This window comes from Pantoea sp. X-Soil-TKNS-1280 (genome assembly GCF_059730475.1).
Genome location: NZ_AP035963.1, coordinates 412295 through 434334, shown reverse-complemented (window position 1 = coordinate 434334; position 22040 = coordinate 412295). Strand labels below are relative to the sequence as shown.

General features: G+C 53.6%; 20 protein-coding genes. 12 read left to right on the top strand and 8 right to left on the bottom strand.

Features of this window, described 5'->3' with window-relative positions; all coding sequences use genetic code 11:
- The first annotated feature begins 14 nt into the window (after nucleotides 1-14).
- The 3 genes from AC6I8X_RS21960 to AC6I8X_RS21950 are packed head-to-tail and all read left to right on the top strand — an operon-like array spanning nucleotide 15 to nucleotide 2549.
- A complete protein-coding gene (locus AC6I8X_RS21960) occupies nucleotides 15-812 on the top strand; it encodes a MetQ/NlpA family ABC transporter substrate-binding protein (protein ID WP_084880750.1) in 798 nt (265 codons plus the stop codon).
- Between the two features lie 2 nt (nucleotides 813-814).
- Complete coding sequence (locus AC6I8X_RS21955) at nucleotides 815-1915, top strand: methionine ABC transporter ATP-binding protein (protein WP_497841104.1); 1101 nt, start codon at nucleotides 815-817, stop codon at nucleotides 1913-1915.
- The gene (locus tag AC6I8X_RS21950) at nucleotides 1899-2549 is read left to right on the top strand and encodes a methionine ABC transporter permease (protein WP_084880755.1); all 651 of its coding nucleotides are present in this window, start codon (nucleotides 1899-1901) and stop codon (nucleotides 2547-2549) included. Before AC6I8X_RS21955 ends, AC6I8X_RS21950 begins: the two co-directional genes overlap by 17 nt.
- Here AC6I8X_RS21950 and AC6I8X_RS21945 read toward each other — a convergent pair.
- Complete coding sequence (locus tag AC6I8X_RS21945; protein WP_497841103.1) at nucleotides 2546-3448, bottom strand: LysR family transcriptional regulator; 903 nt, start codon at nucleotides 3446-3448, stop codon at nucleotides 2546-2548. The two genes, AC6I8X_RS21950 and AC6I8X_RS21945, sit on opposite strands and share 4 nt — an antisense overlap.
- Nucleotides 3449-3548: 100 nt before the next feature.
- On the opposite strand from AC6I8X_RS21945, the gene AC6I8X_RS21940 reads away from it, so the two are divergent.
- Nucleotides 3549-4613: an SDR family oxidoreductase gene (locus tag AC6I8X_RS21940; RefSeq protein WP_313684590.1), complete on the top strand. Its 1065-nt coding sequence runs from the start codon at nucleotides 3549-3551 to the stop codon at nucleotides 4611-4613.
- A 282-nt stretch (nucleotides 4614-4895) separates the two neighbouring features.
- On the top strand, nucleotides 4896-5051 hold the full coding sequence (locus AC6I8X_RS21935; protein ID WP_313684592.1) for a Hok/Gef family protein: 156 nt from the start codon (nucleotides 4896-4898) through the stop codon (nucleotides 5049-5051).
- Nucleotides 5052-5137: 86 nt separating this feature from the next.
- On the opposite strand, the gene AC6I8X_RS21930 is transcribed toward AC6I8X_RS21935, so the two are convergent.
- The 4 genes from AC6I8X_RS21930 to AC6I8X_RS21915 are packed head-to-tail and all read right to left on the bottom strand — an operon-like array spanning nucleotide 5138 to nucleotide 8154.
- On the bottom strand, nucleotides 5138-5767 hold the full coding sequence (locus AC6I8X_RS21930) for an NrsF family protein (RefSeq protein ID WP_497841102.1): 630 nt from the start codon (nucleotides 5765-5767) through the stop codon (nucleotides 5138-5140).
- Nucleotides 5760-6311, bottom strand: coding sequence for a sigma-70 family RNA polymerase sigma factor (locus AC6I8X_RS21925; RefSeq protein WP_299450791.1), 552 nt, complete (start codon nucleotides 6309-6311; stop codon nucleotides 5760-5762). Before AC6I8X_RS21925 ends, AC6I8X_RS21930 begins: the two co-directional genes overlap by 8 nt.
- A 16-nt stretch (nucleotides 6312-6327) precedes the next feature.
- Complete coding sequence (locus AC6I8X_RS21920) at nucleotides 6328-7560, bottom strand: protein-disulfide reductase DsbD family protein (RefSeq protein ID WP_497841101.1); 1233 nt, start codon at nucleotides 7558-7560, stop codon at nucleotides 6328-6330.
- 15 nt (nucleotides 7561-7575) lie between these two features.
- A complete protein-coding gene (locus AC6I8X_RS21915) occupies nucleotides 7576-8154 on the bottom strand; it encodes a peroxiredoxin (protein ID WP_313684600.1) in 579 nt (192 codons plus the stop codon).
- 192 nt (nucleotides 8155-8346) lie between these two features.
- On the opposite strand from AC6I8X_RS21915, the gene AC6I8X_RS21910 reads away from it, so the two are divergent.
- The 4 genes from AC6I8X_RS21910 (at nucleotide 8347) to nac (ending at nucleotide 14221) form a co-directional block, all read left to right on the top strand.
- Nucleotides 8347-9090, top strand: a complete 744-nt coding sequence (locus tag AC6I8X_RS21910; RefSeq protein ID WP_497841100.1) for a hypothetical protein — start codon at nucleotides 8347-8349, stop codon at nucleotides 9088-9090.
- Complete coding sequence (locus tag AC6I8X_RS21905; RefSeq protein ID WP_497841099.1) at nucleotides 9077-9445, top strand: hypothetical protein; 369 nt, start codon at nucleotides 9077-9079, stop codon at nucleotides 9443-9445. The genes AC6I8X_RS21910 and AC6I8X_RS21905 overlap by 14 nt, the downstream gene beginning before the upstream one ends.
- A gap of 194 nt (nucleotides 9446-9639) precedes the next feature.
- Nucleotides 9640-13140: a dermonecrotic toxin domain-containing protein gene (locus tag AC6I8X_RS21900; RefSeq protein WP_497841098.1), complete on the top strand. Its 3501-nt coding sequence runs from the start codon at nucleotides 9640-9642 to the stop codon at nucleotides 13138-13140.
- Nucleotides 13141-13309: 169 nt separating this feature from the next.
- Nucleotides 13310-14221, top strand: a complete 912-nt coding sequence (nac, locus tag AC6I8X_RS21895) for a nitrogen assimilation transcriptional regulator NAC (protein ID WP_497841097.1) — start codon at nucleotides 13310-13312, stop codon at nucleotides 14219-14221.
- Here the strand turns inward: nac and AC6I8X_RS21890 are convergent.
- Nucleotides 14193-14885 carry a TetR/AcrR family transcriptional regulator gene (locus AC6I8X_RS21890; RefSeq protein WP_313684610.1) on the bottom strand — a complete coding sequence of 231 codons (693 nt, stop codon included), beginning with the start codon at nucleotides 14883-14885 and terminating at the stop codon, nucleotides 14193-14195. The two genes, nac and AC6I8X_RS21890, sit on opposite strands and share 29 nt — an antisense overlap.
- 80 nt (nucleotides 14886-14965) lie before the next feature.
- On the opposite strand from AC6I8X_RS21890, the gene AC6I8X_RS21885 reads away from it, so the two are divergent.
- Together AC6I8X_RS21885 and AC6I8X_RS21880 are read left to right on the top strand one after the other, a co-directional pair.
- The gene (locus AC6I8X_RS21885) at nucleotides 14966-16480 is read left to right on the top strand and encodes an MDR family MFS transporter (protein WP_497841096.1); all 1515 of its coding nucleotides are present in this window, start codon (nucleotides 14966-14968) and stop codon (nucleotides 16478-16480) included.
- Between the two features lie 121 nt (nucleotides 16481-16601).
- Nucleotides 16602-17960: an 8-oxoguanine deaminase gene (locus tag AC6I8X_RS21880; RefSeq protein ID WP_497841095.1), complete on the top strand. Its 1359-nt coding sequence runs from the start codon at nucleotides 16602-16604 to the stop codon at nucleotides 17958-17960.
- Nucleotides 17961-18003: 43 nt separating this feature from the next.
- Here the strand turns inward: AC6I8X_RS21880 and AC6I8X_RS21875 are convergent, their stop codons facing one another.
- Both AC6I8X_RS21875 and AC6I8X_RS21870 read right to left on the bottom strand, forming a co-directional pair.
- Nucleotides 18004-19422: an amidohydrolase family protein gene (locus AC6I8X_RS21875; RefSeq protein WP_497841094.1), complete on the bottom strand. Its 1419-nt coding sequence runs from the start codon at nucleotides 19420-19422 to the stop codon at nucleotides 18004-18006.
- Between the two features lie 9 nt (nucleotides 19423-19431).
- Nucleotides 19432-20400, bottom strand: coding sequence for an ABC transporter substrate-binding protein (locus AC6I8X_RS21870; protein ID WP_313684616.1), 969 nt, complete (start codon nucleotides 20398-20400; stop codon nucleotides 19432-19434).
- A 582-nt stretch (nucleotides 20401-20982) separates the two neighbouring features.
- Here AC6I8X_RS21870 and AC6I8X_RS21865 point away from each other — a divergent pair.
- Nucleotides 20983-21963 carry an isopenicillin N synthase family dioxygenase gene (locus tag AC6I8X_RS21865; protein ID WP_497841093.1) on the top strand — a complete coding sequence of 327 codons (981 nt, stop codon included), beginning with the start codon at nucleotides 20983-20985 and terminating at the stop codon, nucleotides 21961-21963.
- The last annotated feature ends 77 nt before the right edge of the window (nucleotides 21964-22040 follow it).

Here is a 22040-nt window from a genome sequence, read left to right as displayed (position 1 = left end):
CTCAGGGAATTGCTATGAAAATTGCGTTAAAACTGGCCGCTGCGTTGCTGGCCGTAAGCTCGGTAGCGAGTGCCGCTAATTACAGCGGCCCGTTAAAAGTTGGCACTACCGCAGCCTTTGCCCCGCCGCTGGAAACCGCCGTTGCTGAAGCAAAAAAGCAGGGGCTTGATGTCCAGCTGGTGGAGTTTACCGACTGGACCGCACCCAATGTCAGCGTGGAAAATGGCGATATCGATGTCAATTTATTCCAGCACAAACCTTTCCTTGAAAACGCTAACAAAGAGGGCGGTTTCCATCTGGTGCCTTACGCGCCTGCCATCATCAATAACATCGGCCTGTATTCGAAAAAACATACCTCGCTGGACCAAATTCCGCAGGGCGGCACGGTCGCCATCGCCAATGACCCGATTAACGGTGCACGCGGTCTGCTGCTGTTGCAAAAGGCCGGGTTGATTACCTTAAAACCCGGCGTCGGTCTCAAAGCCACCGTTGATGATATCGCCAGCAACCCAAAAGATTTGAAGATTATCGAAGTCGAGGCGGTGCAGCTGTCGCGCTCACTGGATGAAGTTGACCTCGCGCAGGGCTATCCGCACTACCTGCGTCTGGCGAAAACCATCGATCCGGAAAAAGCCTTGCTGTTTGATGGCCTGGAACACCCGGAGTATGTCATTCAGTTCGTGATTCGCGACGGTCATCAGGACGATCCGCGTCTGGCGAAGTTTGTCGATATCTACCAACACTCGCCAGTGGTGCGCGCCAAACTGGACAGTTTCTACGGCAAGCTGTACCAGCCAGGCTGGAGCCAGTAAGCATGGTCAGCCTGACGTTGCCCGGCGAACAGGATGCTTTGCTGGAACAGACGCGCGAGGGATCGGGCAAGGCGCATGTGCAGATCCGCGACGTAACGAAACGCTACGCCGGGCAGACGCAGGAGGCGTTGAAAAATATCAACCTGCAGGTTAAGCGGGGAGAGATTTTCGGCATTATTGGTCGCAGCGGAGCCGGTAAATCCACGCTGATCCGTTGCCTCAATCGGCTGGAAGCGCCGACGGCCGGGCAGGTGGTCATCGACGGTATCGACCTTGGCACACTGAGCGCTCGCGAACTGGTGCAGTGGCGACGCCGCACCGGCATGATCTTCCAGCATTTCAATTTATTGTCGGCGAAAACGGTACGGGAAAACATCGAGCTGCCGATGAAGGTGGCTGGGGTGCCCGTTGCACAACGCCAGCGCAAAGTTGATGAATTGCTGGCACTGGTGGGGTTGGAACAGCGCCAGCACGCCTGGCCCGCGCAACTTTCTGGCGGGCAAAAGCAGCGCGTCGGCATTGCCCGCGCGCTGGTGCATGACCCGGAATTGCTGCTGTGCGATGAGGCCACCTCGGCACTCGACCCGGAAACCACCCGCGCTATTCTGGCGCTGCTCAGGAAAATTAATCAGCAGCGCCATATCACCATCGTGCTGATCACCCATGAAATGGACGTGGTGCACGATCTTTGCCATCAGGTGGCGGTGATCGATCAGGGTGAGATTATTGAACGTGGGCCGGTGTGGCAGGTATATAGCGATCCGCAGCAGGAAACCACCCGCCAGCTGCTCAACCCACAACATCAGGCGCTGCCGGAATATCTTGTGCCATTGCTTACGCCTCAACGTCAGCAGGCCGGTTCACGTTTGCTGGTACGGTTGCGCTATACCGGGCAGGGCGCTTTACCGGATATCGGTGCACTCAGCCAGCGCGTTGCGGGGGAAGTGACCTTGCTGTTTAGCGCTATTGAGTGGGTGGAAAATAAACCCACCGGCCAGCTGTTGGTGCTGCTGGATGTACGTCATGACGCGCCGAACGTGCAGCAGGCGCTGAGCGGCATGGCCGACCAACTGGAGATTGCAGGTTATGTCACTGGGCTTTGAACGTTTATGGACCGGATTGCTGGATACCTTGTTAATGGTCGGGGTGTCGTCGCTGTTCGCGCTGGCGCTAGGGTTACCGATGGCGGTGATCCTGGTGGTGACGGGGCGAGGCGACTTGTTCCCCAATCCGCTGCTGAATCGTCTGCTTGGCTGGCTGGTGAATCTGTTTCGCTCTATCCCGTTTCTGATTCTGATGGTAGCGCTGATTCCCTTTACCCGCTGGGTGGTTGGCACCACCTATGGCGTGTGGGCGGCGACAGTGCCGTTGACGCTGGCGGCGACACCCTTTTTTGCCCGTATTGCCGAGGTCAGCCTGCGTGAAGTGGATAAAGGGCTGACTGAAGCGGCGCAGGCGATGGGGTTTCATCGCTGGCATATTGTCTGGCACGTCTTGTTGCCGGAAGCCCGCCCTGGCATCGTCAGCGGTTTTACTATCACCCTGGTGACGATGATTAACGCCTCCGCGATGGCAGGCGCAATTGGTGCAGGCGGTCTGGGTGATCTCGCCTATCGCTACGGTTATCAGCGCTTTGATATGCAGGTGATGCTGACGGTGATTGTGGTGCTGGTGGCACTGGTCACGCTGCTGCAATTCTTTGGCGATCGCTTATCCCGGCGGCTGAATCATCGTTAACGAATGGGCAACTGACTGAGCGCGCTGAGTAACGCATCCACCTTCGGCAACAATTGTTTGCGGCGCGGCCAGACCAGGGTCAGCGCCAGCCCATCGGGTTGATGTTCGGGCAGGATCATTTCCAGCTCTCCACGCGCCAGCTGCTCACGCACCAGCCATGAAGGCATCTGCCCGACACCCAGCCCGGCACAGACCGCCTGTACCTGGGCATCAACATCACCCAGCGCCATGCGATGCGGTACGTTGCGCCATTGCAGATGGCCGTCCTCCGCTTGCAGCAGCCAGGGCTTGGTGCTGCCATCAACACGTTCATACATAATGGCCCGATGCTGCATCAGTCCGGCGACATCGGTGGGGCGTCCGATACGTGCCAGATAATCTGGCGCGGCGCAGAACACCATCCGCTCACGTCCCATCTGACGACAACCAAGCGAGGCAGGCAGATCCGGGGTGTCACCGATGCGCACCGCCACATCAATCCCTTCCTCAAACAAATCGACAAAACGATCGGAGAAACTCAGGCTGAGTTCCAGCTCCTGATGTTGCAGGCAGAAGGGTAACAGCTGCGGCATCACCGCCAGTCGGCCATAGGTGTTGGGCACTGCCAGCCGCAACCGGCCGGAAGGAATGCTGCGCTGTGCCGCCAGCACCGCTTCAGCCTCCGCCAGTTCCTCCATAATGCGAATACAGGTTTGATAGTAAGCGGAACCGGCGTCGGTCAGTTTCAGGCTGCGCGTGGTGCGTTCCAGCAGACGCGAGCCAAGGCGTGTCTCGAGGCGGGTGACGCTTTTGCTGATCGCTGAACCGGTGAGGTGCAGCCGTTCCGCAGCTGCGGCAAAGCTGCCGCTTTCCACGCTGGCAACAAACGGGACGATGTCCTTCAATCGTTGATCGTGCATCTATTCATGAACTCAGGTTGGGAATGATGTGAATTAATGCCAGAGATAGGAATTAAATTCTCAATTACGCTAATGATTACGCAAACTGAGGAGAATTGAAATGCAAAAGCAGGCGTTAATTGTCGGGATCAGCGGTGTGATTGGTCGTGCGCTGGCGGAGAAACTGATCAGCGAGGGCTGGCAGGTGACGGGCCTGTCACGCGGACGTGGGGCAGTGCCGGAGGGATGCCACAGCCTGACGGCAGATCTGACCGATGCGGAAGCGGTTCATACGGTGTTGGCCGGGATAAAACCGGATGCGCTGTTTTTTAGCGTCTGGTCACGTCAGGAGAATGAAAAAGAGAACATTCGCGTTAATGGCGCCATGGTGCGCAATGTGATTAACGCGCTGGGCAATGGTTTGCAGGGGGCGCATGTGGCGCTGGTAACCGGACTGAAACACTATCTCGGTCCATTCGAAGCCTATGGCAAAGGGGCCGTACCGGTCACGCCTTTCCGTGAGGAACAAGGGCGTCAGCCAGTCGATAATTTCTATTACGCGCAGGAAGATGAAGTCTTTGCCGGGGCAGAGAAATTTGGCTATCGCTGGAGCGTGCATCGCCCCCATACCATCATCGGCTATGCCCTGGGTAACGCGATGAATATGGGCCAGACGCTGGCAGTGTATGCCACGTTGTGCCGTGAAAAGGGCTGGCCCTTTATTTTCCCCGGCTCGACGGAGCAATGGAACGGTCTCGCGGATGTGACCGATGCTGGCTTGCTGGCGGAGCAACTGCTGTGGGCGGCGACATCTCCTGCTGCGGCTAATCAGGACTTTAATGCAGTCAACGGTGATGTGTTCCGCTGGAACTGGTTGTGGCCGCGACTGGCGAGCTATTTCGGGATCGAAGCGGCAGCGTATCCGGCGCAGATGATGCCGCTGGAAGGGCGGATGCAGGACGCAGCGGCAGCATGGCGTGAGATCGCGCAGCGTGATGGCTTACGCGAAGCTGATATCAACAAACTTGCCTCGTGGTGGCACACCGATGCCGATCTGGGCCGGCCGATGGAGGCTTTCACGGATATGAGCAAGAGCCGTAAGGCCGGGTTTACCGGGTATCGCAGCACGCTGGATTCGTTTACTCAGCTGTTCGATAAACTGAAGGCAGAGCGGGTGATTCCATAACGTTGCATAAGAATCTGTCACGGATCCCAGAACGCAGAAAAAAACGCGGGTTAGCGTAACGCATTGGATAAAAATTTGGGATAAGTCAGGCGGTTGGATTAGAATCGCGACGGGTGCTTGAGGCTTTCTGCCTTAAGCATTTGCCAACGGCAGAAAGAGAAAAGCCCCAGTTAACATATGACGTCTTGCAGGACGTTTTACATTAAACTGAGGCCACATTCCAAATGCCACACGCGTTTAGAGTAGCCTCTTACGGACCTTCGGGTCAAGGAGAAGTAGGCTATGAAGCAGCATAAGGCGCTGATTTTCGCCATGATCGTTATCTGTACCACCGTTTTGATGGTGGTGCTGGTTTTGAGGAAAGACCTTTGTGAGGTCCACATCCGAGCTGGCAATACGGAGGTCGCTGTCTTCACAGCCTGTGAATCTGTCAAGTAAGAGACCCGGCGGGGAGTTGTTCCCCGCCAACTCTTTAGGTTGTTGCGGCTGGCCTCAATGCACCCGCTCTTCAACATTCGTTCCCTTTACGTTATCGCCACCCAGCGTTTCCCCAGCAACACCGTTAACGCCACAATGGTAACAATCGCTGCCAGATGCATCACAAAGTCCTCTTTATGCAGATGCACCGGATGGCAAAATGCCAGCAAGGTTACCGCCATGCAGGCAACCCCAAAGCCTGCCATCGTCAGACTGCGCACCGGATGCAGCGCACGGGTACGGCGCAGGCTGGCAATCATCATCACCATCATCGGTGTGCTGACCACCAGCAAAAAGGTGTAGCAGTTGGTGCCATCGCCCACATGTAACGGCGGCTCCACGCGCGGAATGTTGAGAATACTCAACGCCAGCCACAGCAAACCCAGAGGCAACAAGGCTCTCCAACTGAGGCTGCGGCGTCCGGCAATGCTCATCGTAAAGGCGCTACGAATAGCCAGCGTGCCGAGCACAAAGGCCAGTGCCAGTTGTAGCATTGCCCAATGTGCACCTGGTTGTGACCAGTCAGTCAGGCTGCGTTGCACCAGAAAACTTGCCAGCACGCCGCAGGGCAATGCGCCAGCCAGCCAGGTCAGCACCCGCCAGCCCGTGGCGCGCGGACGTTTGACCGGCTGCACTGATTGGCTGAGTTTTTCAATCAACAGGTTATGATCAGTCATGATGTGCTCCAAAGCGGCGTAGATTGATCAGCGCACGATGCAACAGCGATTTCACCGCTGCGACGCTCAGGTTGTTATGCGCTGCCGCCTCTGTCAGGCTCATTTCACGTAAATGGACATGTTCGACAATTTCCCGCTGGCGTGAAGGCAGCTGACGCAAATATCCCGCCAGCTCTTCCTGTGAATCCTGCCGTTGTGTATCCGCCGGGGCGGATGCTTCCGACAGATGCTCCTCTGCCACTTCCCAGCGCTGATGACGTCCCCGGCGGCGCAATGCATCCACGGCGCGCGCTGAGATGATCGCCATCAGCCAGGGTAAGAAGGGATAAGCGGGATCATAGGTATGACGGACCCGGTGCACTGTCAGTAGCACATCCTGGATCACGTCTTCGATCAGCGCGTCGTCAGCGAGCTGTTTTCGTACCTGCGAACGAATCACCGGCACCAGTGCTTGCAGCAAGCGTGTATACGCCAGCTGATCGCCTGCCTGCGCCCGTTCCATCAGTGCAGGCCAGCTGTCGCGCCCGGTATCGCTTGTATCCATATTCCGCCTTGTTGGGTCAGGCTTTTTTGTTCGCTGCCTGAGTCAGCGCATCAACCACGATGCCGGGGGTTAACACCTGCGGCAACACTTTTGGCGGTCCGCCATCGGCCGGATACACCAGGTACATCGGCAGACCACCCTGACCAAACTGTCCCAGTGCATCATCGACATCGGGATTAAATTTGGTTGAGTCTGCAACCATATACAGCGTACCGGTTTTCGCCAGTGCGTCTTTAACCGCCTGGGTCGAAAGTGTGGTTTTCTGGTTAACCTGACAGGTTATACACCAGGATGCGGTGAAATCCACAAAGATGGCTTTACCGTGACCACGCTCTGCCGCAACGGTTTGTGGCGTCCATTTTTCCTGGGTGAGGGTTGCTGCCACCTGGTCGCCCGGCAGTCCCGCCCCGGATTTGACCATCCCCGGCAGTGGGGCAAGCACCACAATCACCAGAACGGCAGTGACGGCGAACAGAACTTTATGGCCTTTTCCGGCAAAGCGACGTCTCTGTGCCATACCGTATAACCACCCGGCAAAGCTCAGTACCACTGAACCGGCCAGTAAGGTTGCCAGTGCATCGCTACCCGACTGTTGTGCCAGTACCCACACCAGCCAGGCATAAGCGCCGAACATAGGAAACGCGAGGCCGCGTTTCAGAATATCCATCCATGCACCGGGCCGCGGCAGGAATTTTGCCAACGCCGGAAACAATGACACCAATGTAAAAGGAGCGGCGAAACCCAGCGCCAGCGCAAAGAAGATCACCAGCGCAACGGCAGGGGGCTGAACCAGCGCATAGCCGATGGCACTCGCCATAAAAGGTGCAGCGCACGGCGTGGCGACAATAATCGCCAGTGCTCCCGTCAGGGCTGAACGAACGAAGGCACCGCGTCCGATGTCGATAGCCCCCACCTGCTGCACGGACAAACCGACTTCAAACACGCCAAGCAGATTGAGCGCGGCCGCGAGGATCACCAGTGCCAGTAAGGCGATGACCAGCGGTGATTGTAGCTGGAAGCCCCAGCCGACCGCTGCGCCGCCAGCACGCGCCGCCAGCAGAATTCCCGCCAGGGCCATCATGGTCACGACCACACCGAGTAAAAATGCCAGACCTTCACGGCGCGCGCTGGCGCTGTTGTCAGAATGACGCAACAGTCCCAGCGCTTTCAGTGACACCACCGGAAATACGCAGGGCATAAAGTTGAGAATGATGCCGCCAATAAAGGCGGCCAGCATGGCGGTTAACATCGCTGGTCTCGTCGATTAGTTAGTCGCGGTTTGCGGGTGTGCGTCGCTGTACTGTTTCACGGCGGCGAGTGCTTTCTCGATATGGGTGTCCGGGTTTCTGTCAGTATAACTCAGCAGGATGTCGCCATTTGGTGCGATGACGTAAGAGGTACGGTCAGACAGGGTTTTACCCTTCATCTCCATGGTGGTTTTGTATTCGGCCGCGACTTTGGCACCCGGGTCGGCCGCTACCGTGAATTTATCGCGGCACTCCAGTTTGGAGAAATCGCTGACCTGGTCGGTGTTACCGGCAGTCACGCCAATCACTGTCGCCCCCATTTTTTTGAAGCTATCAGTGGCTTCAGCAAAATCATGCGCTTCAAGAGTACAACCCTTACTGAACGCCGCCGGGAAGAAGTAAAGTACCACCGGACCTTTCTGTAGTGCCTGCTGCAATGAGAAAGTCAGTGGTTTGCCTGCCAGGGCGCCCTGTAGTTCAAAGTCAGGCGCTTTGGCTCCGACGGGTAGTGCGGCCTGCGCGGTAATTGCGGTGGCGGACAGGCCCAGTACGGCAGCCAGGGTCAGGGTACGAACGAGGTTTTTCATGGGTTTCATTATCTGCTCCTGCGGGTTTGAGGGTGTTCCGGTTTTTCAACTCTGTTAATCAGTTCGCTGGATGAGCAGGGAAAGTTTCGGTCAGGTGAAAAGATTTTTACAGGGGTGCGTTAAAGACCCGGCAACAAATGCCGATATCACGGATGTGTACCTATATGAATTTAATCGGGATATATTTCCAAAGGAGCAGGCATGCAAGGGTTGGTAGTGATCGTCATATGTATTGCAATCACGATTTTAAGCTATAAGAAGATAGCGAATCGTTGCCGTGATAAAGGCCGGGGGAAATTCAGAACCTTTCTTACTGCAACAATAGTCAGTTTCTTTATCTTTGCCGTGACGATGGGTGTGGGTGTGGCTAATTTTTTTCCCAAAGACCCGAACTCAAATATTGTGGATGTGCCTAAAGTCCCAATGATTAAATGGACAGAAGCAAAGGACATGTCGCTGGTCCATAAATTAATTGCGCAGGACATGAAAGAAAATCCTGCTCTGACCCAGGAAATTCTGAAAGAAATTTCTACCTACTCTGAAGGTTCTCTTGATAGGGGTTTGGCCGAAAGTAATTATATCGATTATGGCGTTGGCAACAGTAAGTATATGACAGCAATTGAAAATTCAGATTGTCGCCAGCAATATAAAGCACAGCTCGCCCCGTACAAAGCATGGCGTGATGCGCAGGACTGGCGGCCTTTCTCCGAATTTCCCAAAGAGATGCGGAAGCAGGAAATGTACCGAAGAGACCGGGTAACGAATGATTATCTCAACAAGGCAGCGGAGGTCGGTAACGTCTTGAATCGGTGTGTTTTTGCTCTGATCAGTTCGCTCCCTCATCTTTCACGCCCTGATGCAAAACCCATCTTTTTGCCACCCTACGAATCAGAAGGATTAAAGTGCGTGCGCAATAATGGGGGCGATTATAATGCATGTTATTAATAAAATAATGCTGCCTGCCTTGCTGGTGCTGGCATCGGCATCTGTTTTCGCCGCACCAATGGATGGGGTGGTGGGCGAGCCTTTTAAAGTCGATAATGAAGTGGTGTGTCTGAAAGAAATACAACAACAAATGACACCCTATCTTAAATCCTTCGAAGAAGAAAAAGGTGTTAAATATACATTCATCGTTAAGTCAGGGTTGCGCTATAACGACATGGCAGGGCTTCGCCTGGAAGTGAAGCGGGTTGATGCCGGGTTAAATGATCATATCGCGGATATGGATTATTACTGGATTCAGGAACGCGGCAGCATGTGTCAACCGGCGTATCTGATTCTCGATAGAACGGAAAAATAACCTCCTGTAGCAATAACGTGCCCCCGTCATGGCGGCACGTACCATCTCCATTCGCTCACGCAATCCCACCCGTTTTTCTACCAGATTTATGAGCTGATTCGTCTCGCTTAATAGGTTAAGGATTCGTGCGGTTCCACCCCGAGCCGACTAAGCTAATTCTCCCGGAGAGAAAATCTCTCTTTAAAAGGAGTTTTATGATGAAAGAAGGAATCAGTCATTCATCCTTTCTTAATATCAATCTGTCGTTCACTCAGGCTATATCCACCTACAATTGGTCAATAAATAAGATCAGCCATGTTACGAATGCACCTTTTGCACCGTTGTCGCAATCGGTAGAGAAAGGGCTTTCATCTCTGTTTTCACATATTTTTTCTGCGGCTGATAAAAGGCCAGATGATTATCGCCATCAAACCCTGCCCTATGCGCGCTTTATTTATCTAAGCACGGCATTACGCCTGCTTAAAATAAAGGAAAACAGGGAGTTATTGCTTTGCTTATTTACGCCTTCACCTTTCCCACCGCCCGAGAAACTGACCGGAAACAAAAACGAAAAAATTATCACGGACTTTCTGGCGATTACCGGCGTTGCCAGAGTCACCCCCCTCGCGGTAAATCTATCGGTGTTTAAGCAATTAGTCGTGGTGTTAAAGCAGGGGAATGCGCTGAAAGAAGAGGACGGGAGTGACACCTCCACCTTCGCACCAGAATGGGTGCTGCTTAACTTTTTCGCTTCGCTGATCCCGGCAAATAGCGAAATATCACCAGCGATGACCATGGCGATAAAACAGGTTTTCTGGGAGGGATGTTGTCAGTTGGTGCCTCAGGCAAAATGGCTTAGCTGGCTCTATGATGCAGCCAATCCTCTGCATTGGATAACGCAGGACACCGCTACCAGCCAGATCCTGCGCACGGCAAAAATGCAACGCCATCTCGGGTTACAACCCAAAAAAACGCCGGGTATTCTCCCCATCGCTGGCAATCAGGGGCTAAGATTCCCGGCGGCCGATGCCGCTAACCCACTTGCCCGCTGGACCGAATCCTGGTGGAACAATCCTTCTGTCAGCCGGATAAAGCGTTCCATTGCCACTGCCCGAACCGGAAATGAATTACAACCACAAATCACAAACGTGACGACGCCTGCCATATTTAAAGTGAATGCCAGAAATGAAGCAAATTGGCAGATGGACAGGCAAACCTACGTGAATACCAGCAACGAGGTGATTGATAACTTTCAGGGGATTTTTGATTTTATCGGGAATGAGGTGAAACAGGCGATTAATAAATGCTGCGATATCGACCTCGACCCACTCCATACTTATTATCATAAATTCAGGTTCGCCAGTTCTTCGCAATATACCGTTACTGGTTGGGAACATGTTGGGCCACCAGAAAAATCCCGTACATTAACTGAAAAAGCCATGGAAAATTTTAACGCCGATGAACGGATTGATGACGATACGCTAAATGGCAATGCTGGTATTTATAAAGATGATAACAAGGCTTTGATCTATAATGAAAGCAATCAGGTTGCAATTACACCGAGGAAGTTGAAAGACATTTTTATTAATATGGATTTTGCCAATGATTTTCAGCAGTTTCAGGTTGATTACTGGAATAAATACTCAATTGGGGTCCGGCTATTGGCTAAAGGAAAGGCGATTAGCCAGGCGATGAAACAACGGGTCCATAAGAAATTATCGCCGGAGGGACTGGACCTACTGGATAGCGCTATTTTTGGTAATGTTCTGAAGAATTCCAATATCTCTATGAAGACACTGAAGGAGGAAGTGGGTAGTAGGGCGGGTGTCACACTGACCACCTTTGATATTAATGGCTACCCAGCCAGTAATATTTTTATGCTGCGTAACCGTGAAGGGAAAATCATTGTCTATCTGCCCGCAGAAGATGGATATTATCAGGAATTTGACTCTGAGCAGGACATGAAACAATGGTTTGTCGACCAAATCAAAGATCCGCGTAAGGCAGAGGCGCTGGCGCGACATTTTACCCTGCTTAACCGCCAGGATGGCATGCTGGTAACCGGGGTACTTTCCGCAATGAAAAAAATCCAGAAAGGAAACTGGGGGAGTGGGGCGATTAATATCGATCCCCAGACCATTCCCGGCGATGCCTTTAACTGGCTGCGGGATCGGATGAAAGATCGTGTTTTTAGTGACGCCGAAGTACTGACCACCTCAAACCATGAAGTGTTAAAACAGCAAATCATTATGAATATCGAGGCGGCGAAAAGCACCGTCGGCACGCTGTTTATTGTTGCGCCAGCCTTCGGTGCCGTTGCTTATCTGGGAATGGATACAGCGGAAGCCGGTTTGGATCTGGATCAGGCCATTAACGGCGATACCTATGCACAGCGTAAAAAGGCGATTAAAAGTCTGTTTTGGGATGCAGCGGCGATCTTATTCGACGGTATCGCTGCTCTGGAAAGTATTGGTGTGAGAGAAAATAATGGCCTGCGATTTGGTAGCAACTTTATTTCTGATGAAGTTAATATTTTTAAATATCCACGCAATATGGAAGCAGCAGATGAAATTAAAGCCGAAACGGTATCCGCCGCCAATACACGTCCGGTCCTGAAAGACATAAAATTAAATTTCTGGGAGAAATATTTTCTTCTGCCAACCAGCAAAGTTGCAGTGATTGCCGGAAGCCTGAAGAAGTTGTACAAACGCAGTCCGCAGCGCGGGCAAATGTTAAATGCGGCAATGGTAGAGGCCGTGCCTACTTTGAAAAAAGCGATCAAAATGCTCAATACGCCCAGAGGGAGGGAAATCCTGTCATTGCATCTTGGTTATATTGAACGCACTGAAGACTTCCGCGCAGTGGTTCGCGAATTCGATACTTTTACACCACAAGACCTGAATATAATCAGGAAGTACATAAAAAAAGATCCGACAACCCATTATTATACTATTGATACCAGTACGACACCGATCGGAAAAATAGCGGAAGCTCTGGGTAAAATAAGCCAATTAAAGCTTGATGAGAGGCGCTCGCTGCTGCATGAAATCAAAACACTGGAAGGATATGATTTAGGCAATCGTTTCAATCAGTATCTAGAACAACTGACTGTGAAGGATATCGCCGATGCTAAAGCACGTATTGAAGCGATGATTGCCAGAGCCGAATGGGCATTAGCGCATGATAAAAGTTTCCGTTATGACATCATCACTGACAAGGCACACCAGAATATTATTGCTGCCTGGCATCAGAGTGATAAATGTTTCAGTGTCACTGAAGTCTTTATGACATTAGAACCCGATGCTCAGTTGCAAACTCTGCTGCATGAATATGTCCATCCGAGCATATTGGTGAATGGCAAGCCTTCTCCCGATCTGATTTATATGCTGCCCAGATTTGGCGGCAGCGGCGCTGGCTTTGTCAAAGCCAAGCGTGATAAATCCATTTTGTTCGCCAGGGGCGATTTCGACACGCAATATATTACCGGTGGCGGCGATCATGTGAAAAACGGTGAATTTGCGAAAAGATTTGATCCTGAACATCGATCTGCGGTGATAGCTGATTTGCGAGTCAGGGAAAATCATGCGCTCCGGCGTCAGGTTTTTTGGGAGAATGCAGATTCATTTTCCCTGTTTGCTGCCGAAGCCGGGGGAGCAATTAGCGGGACCACCAATCCGGATGGGACGCTCAATACACCTTTCCAAACCATAAATTAACCGTCCCCGCGCCCTGCCAGCGATACAGCCATACTGACAGGGCATGGGGGCCATATAAAACGCCTATCCCCTGAAAGGCATTCCTTCTTACCGCCGCAAAATCAAAGCCGATATAGTCGCAGCAGCCTGATGGCATGAGCTGCTCGGGTATAGCTGCGATGAGAACACGATGAACATACGGCGTTTAAAATCCTTCATCACTATTGTGGACATGGGCAGTATTACCCGTGCGGCAGATGCATTACATATTGCGCAACCGGCGCTCAGTCAGCAGCTGGTGGCACTGGAAGAACATTTTCAACGGCAATTATTGATTCGCAGTCAGCAGGGCGTGGTGCCAACCGAGGCTGGCAAAGTGTTGTACGGTCATGCCAACGCCATGCTGCGTCAGTTTGGGCAAGCGGAGGTGGATGTATTGAGCGCCGGGCAGTCGCTGTCGGGCCGTGTTTCCATCGGACTGGCCCCCTTCAGTGCCGCCGCAAATCTGGCGGTGCCTCTTCTGAATGAAATGCGCTTACGCCATCCGGGGATATTACTGCATCTGGTGGAAAGCGTTGGGCAGGCCTACAGCGAACTTATCGCCAATGGTCGGCTGGAGATGGCATTGCTGCATGGCAGAGGTGGCATCAAAGGTCTGCATTATGAACCGCTGCTGGAAGAATCTTTCTGTCTTGTCGCCAGGGCTGATGTGGATTTCGACGCTGATGATGGCGGGATACGGGTTAACCAACTCGTCGGACTCCCGTTGCTGCTGCCACCTGCCTATAACTTTGTCCGCCGTGCCATCGACGAAGCTTTTTATCAACATCATCAAAGCCTGAATGTTGTCGGTGAACTGGAGGCGGTGAATAGTATTGCCCGTGCTGTGTATGCGGGTCTTGGCTGCACCATCATGCCAAAAGCAATAGCAGAACAGATTCAGGCGGGGTCGCCCAACGTGGTGATCCGCACCATTCGCGCACCAGTCATTAGTCAGACTCTGTCCTTATGTATTTCCGACCGCACACCGTTGTCGGAGCCCGCTGCGGCGGTACGTGAGCTGTTGCTTGAACTTACTGCTGGCCTGACTTCGCTGGTTTGATGGTTGCAGGCCGTATCCCGTTACAGAACAGGCTCAGGGTATGCTGCACAATCATTTCGCGGTTGAAAGCGGGATCGCCGGCAAAACGGGTAAACGGCACCAGTACCATACTTAGTATTGAGGTCATTAGCAGCTGCGGTTCCAGGTCAGCATTTAACAGCCCTTGCTGTTGCCACCCTTCGATCAGACTTTTCACTTTATCGCGTTCTGCATGGCCAAAGCGGTTTTTAATGTGATGACCTAACCCCCCCTGGCCTTCGGTGACTTCCTGCATCCACAGCGGGGCGAACCAGTTATGAGTTTCAATGATGTCGGCGATCTCGCGGATAAAAGCGCTAAACGTTGTGACAGGGTCACTCGGTTCATGCATAAAGTGGCCAACGAGGCGTTGTCGCAGCGGCAGAAACCGCTCCTCAACCACCACATCCAGTAAGGCTTCGCGTGACTGAAAGTAATAATTCAACATTGCCGGGCTGACACCCGCCTTGCGCGCAATGGCGTTGAGCGATGTCTCACCAATGCCTTTCTCCGCGTATAGCGCCAGGGTGATATCCAGCAGATGTTCGCGCTGCTGCGCATTAATGGCACCACCGCGTGGGCGGCCGGGACGACGCGGTTCGGATTTTGCTGATTTTACGTCTAAAGGGACTTTCTGTGCGGTCATTTTTGCGTGCTCACTTGTTTCCTGCCAGACTTCGATCAATATTAATTGTGTATTTAATTAATTTCAACATGGTGTTCCCTATGAAATCCCATTCTCTGGCACAGCCCGCTGCCAGTACGGACACAAAACGGCAGTCATTTGGCTGGCTGCTGAGTGCGTTGCTGCTGGTCATGTTGCTGTCGGCTCTGGACCAAACCATTGTTTCTACGGCTTTACCGACCATCGTTGGTGAGCTGGGTGGATTGGATCGCCTGTCATGGATCGTTACCGCCTATATGCTGGCCTCGACCCTTGTTGTACCGCTCTACGGTAAATTTGGCGATCTGTTTGGTCGTAAGCCGGTGCTGCAAATTTCCGTGATTCTGTTCCTTGTCGGCTCAGTGTTATGCGGACTGGCGCAAAACATGGAGCAGCTGATTTTTACCCGTGCTTTACAGGGGCTGGGTGGGGGCGGCCTGATGGTGATCAGTATGGCGGCGGTTGCTGATGTGATCCCGCCTGCCGATCGCGGTAAATATCAGGGTTTGTTTGGAGGCGTATTTGGCCTCGCGACGGTGATTGGTCCGTTGCTGGGGGGATTTATTGTGCAGCACGCTTCCTGGCGCTGGATTTTCTATATCAATCTGCCGCTGGGGTTGTTCGCTCTGCTGGTGATTAACGCGGTGTTCAAAACCGACAGCAAACGCAAGGCACATGAAATCGACTATCCTGGAGCCTTTTTCCTCTGCCTGGCGCTGGTGGGGATCACACTGTTCACCAGTGAAGGGGGATCGGTACATGCCTGGTCCGACCCGCAGCTGTGGTGTATTTTGGCCTTTGGCGTGGTGGGGCTGATTGGCTTTGTGTATGAAGAACGTCGGGCGTGGGAACCGATCATCCCGCTGACGTTGTTCCGTAACCGTAGTTTTCTGCTGTCCAGCCTGATTGGCTTTATTGTTGGGATGTCGCTGTTTGGGAGTGTGACTTTCCTGCCGCTCTATTTGCAGGTGGTAAAAGCATCAACACCGACCGAGGCGGGCTTGCAATTGCTGCCGCTGATGGGCGGCTTACTGGTCACCTCGATTATCAGTGGACGGGTGATCAGTCACACTGGAAAATATCGTCTGTTCCCGATTGCCGGGACCTTGCTGGCTACCATCGGTATGGCGCTGATGACCACGCTGACGCTGGACGCCCCGGTCTGGCACATTTATCTGTTCTCCAGCATTTTAGGCATGGGAATGGGCATGGTGATGCAGGTTCTGGTGTTGGCAGTGCAGAACACCGTCACGCCTGACAGCATTGGCGTGGCGACTTCGTCAGTGACATTGTTCCGTTCAGTGGGCGGCTCTATTGGGGTCGCGTTGTTTGGTGCGGTGTTCAGCCAGGTATTGAAATCCGGGCTGACAAAGCTGGTGGACAAGGGGGTTGAACTGCCACGCAGCCTCGACCCTGATGCCATCCATCATCTGGCGCTGGATGTGCAAACCCCGTATCTGCAGGCGTTTGTTGATGGGGTACACGCGGCATTTCAAATGGCGGCGGGCGTAATGTTGCTGGCGTTTATCCTTTCGCTGTTTATGCCGGAATCACCGCTGCGTAAAAAAGACGCCTGACCGCTTTTCACACCTTCGCTGATGCGGCATAGTAATGCCGCATCGCGATGCGCCTGGATCAGCAGACAGGCAATAACTGAGCTGGCTAACCCTTATGTTTAACCACTGAGAGGAGCCAGCCATGTGCGCTGCCCGTATCTGGATCAAAAACCCGCTTGCCGTGTTTCTCCCCGACAACCTTGATGGCCGTGGCGGCCTGGTGATTGAAGGTTCGCGTATCAGCGAAATTCTGCGCCTGGGGCAGACCCCGTCTGAGTCTTGCGACAGCGTGGTCGATGCCCGTAACCACGTGGTATTACCCGGACTGATTAACGCCCATCATCACTTCTATCAAACACTGACCCGTGCCTGGCTTCCGGTAGTGAATCAACCGCTTTTCCCGTGGTTGAAAACGCTATATCCAGTATGGGCGCGCCTGACCCCTGAGGCGCTGCATCTGGCAAGTCAGGTGGCGATGGCGGAGTTGTTGCAGTCCGGCTGCACCACAGTGAGCGATCATCACTATCTTTTCCCTGCCGGGATGGAGCAATCACTTGATGTGCAGGTGGAGGTGGTACAACAGCTGGGCATGCGCGCGCTGCTGACCCGGGGTTCGATGAATCTGGGAGAAGAACAGGGTGGCCTGCCTCCACAGCAGACCATTCAGGATGCCGACACCATTTTGCAGGATAGCCTGCGTCTGATTAAGCAGTATCACCAGCGACACGAAGGAGCACAGATTCAGATCGGCCTCGCACCCTGTTCCCCGTTTTCCGTGACCACCGATTTAATGCGCGAAATCGCCCGCCAGGCGGAACAGCATGATATTCGCCTGCATACTCATCTGGGGGAGACGCTGGATGAAGAGGCGTTTTGCCAGCAAACCTTTGGTATGCGCACCGTTGATTATCTGGAACATGTGGGCTGGCTCAGCAATCGAACCTGGCTGGCGCATGGCATTCACTTCAATGATGACGAAATCAAACGCCTGGGTGCCGCAGGCACCGGTATCTGCCATTGTCCGGTATCGAATATGCGGTTGGCTTCAGGCATTTGCCCGACGGTAGATCTTGAGGCGGCTGGCGCGCCGGTTGGTCTGGGTGTGGATGGTTCGGCCTCGAATGATGCGTCGAATTTGATGTACGAGGCACGCCAGGCACTTTATCTGCAACGGTTGCGCTATGGCGCAGAACAGATAACCCCGCAGCGGGTGCTGCGATGGGCGACAGCCGGGTCGGCGCGCTTGCTGGGACGTGCGGATATTGGTGAGCTGGCGGTGGGCAAACAGGCGGATCTGGCATTATTTAAGCTGGATGAACTGCGCTTTAGCGGCAGCCACGATCCGTTATCTGCGTTGATTTTATGTGGCGCGGAACGGGCAGATAAAGTGATGGTAGGTGGGGAATGGCGTGTGTCAGACGGTGAGATCATCGGGCTGGATGCGGCAGAGCTGATGGTGAAACATCGTGCAGCAGCAAAAGCGCTGATTGCCGGATTGTAATCATCATATCCCGTAACGGCGCGATGCGCCGTTACGGATCATGTTACACTGTCACGCCTGCGCGCTGCTGAAGGATTTTCACCGCATCAGCGGCCGCTCGTCCCAGCGCTGACAAATCGACGCCCGGAATCACATCATCCTGCATGATAATTTTTCCATGGCAGAGCAGCGCCTTGATACGCGCCCGCCCGCCACAGGCAATCGGCCCGATGGCCATATCGTGCAAACCGAAGTAGCGCGGATCGTCGAGCTGATAAATTGCGATATCTGCTGCCATACCTGGAGCAATCACGCCGGTTTGCAATCCCAGCACTTGTGCGCCGCCGTGGGAGCCCCAACGCACCACATCTTCAATGCTGGCGGCATCGCCACCGCCTTCAAAAGTGCCACCGGCATAGCGCGGTTGCGCCAGCATCCCTTTACGGGCGCGTTGTAATTGCCAGGCAGCATGGGTTTCGCTCTGCATATCTGCGGCTTCATTGGATGCTGCTCCATCAACACCAATCGAAACTTTTACCCCGGCCTGCTCGAGAGCAACCAGGTCAGCAATACCGCTGCCCAGGCGGGCATTACTCTGGGGACAATGGGCGATACCGCTGCCTGCTGCACCGAGTAAGGCGATCTCTTCCGGCAACAATTTCACCAGATGGGCGAACCACACATCGCTGCCGATCCAGTCATGCTCGGCGCAGAATTGCAGCGGTGTCATGCCAAATTTGGCTTTGGCGGCATCGAGATAATCAACCGTTTCGGACAGGTGACTGTGCAGACGAATGCCAAGCTTGCGCGCCAGCCGGGCACTTTCCCGCAACTCCTGCGGTGTGGTGGAGTGCAGTGTGGTGGTGGGTGCCATCACCACCTGACGCATGGCGAAGGCGTTGGGCTGATGGTACTGCGTCACCAGCCGTTCGACATCGGCCATCATTGTCTCGAACTTTTCCGGGCGCAAGGCAGTGGGTAGATCGCTTTCCAGCCCGCGGCTCTGGGTGGCACCGCCACGGCATAACACGAAACGTACGCCGAGCTGTTGCGCCTCCTCAAACAAAATCTGCGCGCCATCAAACGGCATCTCAGGCCAGTAAAAATAGTGGTGATCGGCAATGGTGGTGCAGCCGGAGCGTACTAACTCCACCAGACCAATGCGCGCAGCGATGCGGAAAGTCTGTTCATCAAACGCACCACGAAAACGATAAGGGGTGGCAGCCAGCCAGGCGCCGAGACTTTGGTTCAGCCCTTGCGGTTCGCCTTTCAGCAGCGATTGAAACAGGTGATGATGGGTGTTGACCCAGCCCGGATAGACCACACAATCGCGCGCGTCGATCACCTGCTCATCGGCCTGTGCCTGAAGCGAACCCAGTTCGCTGATCAGACCGTTTTCGATACGGATATCACGCGTGCGACTGCGGGGCTGCTGAGCATCCCCGGTGAGGATGGCCTGGCAATTTTTAATCAGAATTTTCATGCCTGTCCCTTACATGGCTGCCTGACGATAGAACTGGGTGGTAAAGGCTTTTTGCCACGGCGTGGCGGCATCCAGCAACCCGGCTTTTACCATAAAGTCGCGGGTGGTTTGCCAGCGTTTTTCCGTCATCACGCCCAGGCCCTGTTTCGCCGCATCGCCGCCATCAATCAAATGCAGGGCTTTCATCTGCGCTACGCCAAACGCCAGAATCGCATCGGTCATCTGCGGATTTTCTTTTTTGATCAGTGCGTCACCGGCAGCGGGATTGGCCAGATAAGATTTCCAGCCCTCCATTGAGGCTTCGACAAAACGTTTCAGCACATCGGGTTTCTGCTGCAACAGGTCATCACGCGTCACCAGAATGCCGCCATACGCCGGATAGCCGTAATTGGCGAACAAATAAAACTGGCTGTCCGGCTGCACTTCTTTAATTTGCTGGACTTCTGAGGTGGCGTACGCCTGCTGTGCGGTATTTTTATCGGCGAGGAACGGCTGCATATTGAAAGTATAAGGACGCACCTGGCCGTCGCTGAGCTGATATTTGCTTTTCAGCCACGGCCACCAGCTGGCCTGGCCGCTGGCGGAGACCAGCACAGTTTTACCCTTCAGGCCGGCCAAATCCTTTACATCACCGTGGGTGATAATCCCCTGTGGATCGAACTGGAAGGGGGCGGCGATGGCTTTTAGCGGGAAGTTACGCTGGATGCCCTGCAACACCTGAAGATCATAGCTGACGATAACATCGGCACGGTTCGCCAGCAGCAGCGTCATATTGTTCAGCTGCGGCCCGCCCGAACGGACTTCCACATCCAGGCCATACTTTTTATAGATTCCGGTGGCGACAGCCTGGTAATAACCGCCTTGTTCGGCTTGAGCGACCCAGGTCGTTTGCAGCACCAGCTTGTCAGCGGCGTGGGTGAGGGAAGATGCGCCGATAAGTGCGGCAAACAGCGGTAAACGGAAGGACGACATTGACATAAAAACCCCCAAAGCAAACGCAAAGTGTGTTCGTGTTCAGGGGATGATGCGGTGTATGAACCTGCTCACGATGCATAGCACCGTCCCCTGACGAGGTACAGCCGAAGCTGTAGAGCAATGTTCCGCATGGCAGGCGCGCCACGCTAACCGCTTATACTCTGCATGGAAAATAGCAAAGCCCATGCCATTTACCATGATTATGTTTATCGTTATGAATTTATTAAAATAAATCTCTTAGCGACATTATGGATTAGTGAGATGTTTGTTAGATTTTGCTCATTTGTGAGTCATTGGTTGCTGATTTGCATTGTTTTGGTGCAATAAAACGGTATTTTTCCCGTTGCGGCGCGATTTATCGCGCGTTTTTAAGCCGCGCCACCGCCACAACCGCGCGATAAATCGCGCCGCGACGGTAGCGTGCGATTTGTGGCACAGATATTGCCAGATTGCTGTTGAGTAGAAGCTGTCAGCCGTGGTCGTTGCCCGGTGGGTCATTGCTCGATCGTCCAGCCAATGGACGCGGGGATGGCCTGCCAGTTGCGGTACAGGTCATCCGTTATCTCTTTATAACGAGGTGCACCAATGGAAAAGACAACGGCTTATACCATGCATGAACTGGCTAAAGAATCGCGGATGGGCGCACGCGGCAGTGAAGCGGTGCGCGAAGTGCGTATCATCGATCTCGCTGATTTCGACCAACGTAAACACGAAATCGCCGACCAGCTGTGGCAGGCGGCCATCGACATCGGGTTCTTCCAGGTCTCCGGCCATGATATCCCACTCGACGATATCAACGCCGCGTTCGCTAATGCGGAGCGTTTTTTTGCGCTACCGGAAAGCGAAAAGGCACGTCATCCGCTCAGCCGCAATGCGGGTTGGGAATATCGTGCGCAAATCCGTCCTTCTACCGGCAAGCCTGATCAGAAAGAGTCGTACCAGATTACGCTGCCACGTATGGATGGCCTGTGGCCGGATGATGACACCCTGCCAGGTTTTCGTGATGAGGTAATGAAGTTCGAGCGTCAATGCTGGGGGGTGGGGATGAAGCTGCTTTCATGCTTCGCGCTGAAGCTTGGTTTCCCGGAGGACTTCTTCAGCCATGCACATGACCCCTCTCACGCTACTTACCAAAGCACCTTACGTATGCTGCATTACTTTGCTATCACCGGTGAAGTGGATGGCCCGTGGCGTGCAGGTGCACATACTGATTTTGATTGCCTGACCTTATTGTTCCAGCGCGATGGGCAGGGCGGTTTGCAGGTATGTCCGGGTAAAGAGATGGAGGAGCAGGTCTGGACGCCAATCGCGCCGCTGGATGGGCTGATTACCTGCAATATTGGCGATATGCTGATGCGCTGGAGCGATGATAAATTGCCGTCCAATTTCCATCGCGTGGCAAATCCTTTACCAGGTGAATCTGTCCCTGTGCGCTACAGCCTGGCGTTTTTCTGCCAGGCGAATGAAGATGTTATTATCGAAGGGCCGGAGAAAAAATATCCACCGATTTCGGCGAAGGATTATCTGGCACAACGTATCAGTGCAAACTTTTCCGGTAAATATTGAGCGAAAATAATACCGCTTCGCTTCGTGAGTCAGCGCTGAATTAATTTTAAGCCAAATTTGTGTGCAGGATGTGCAAT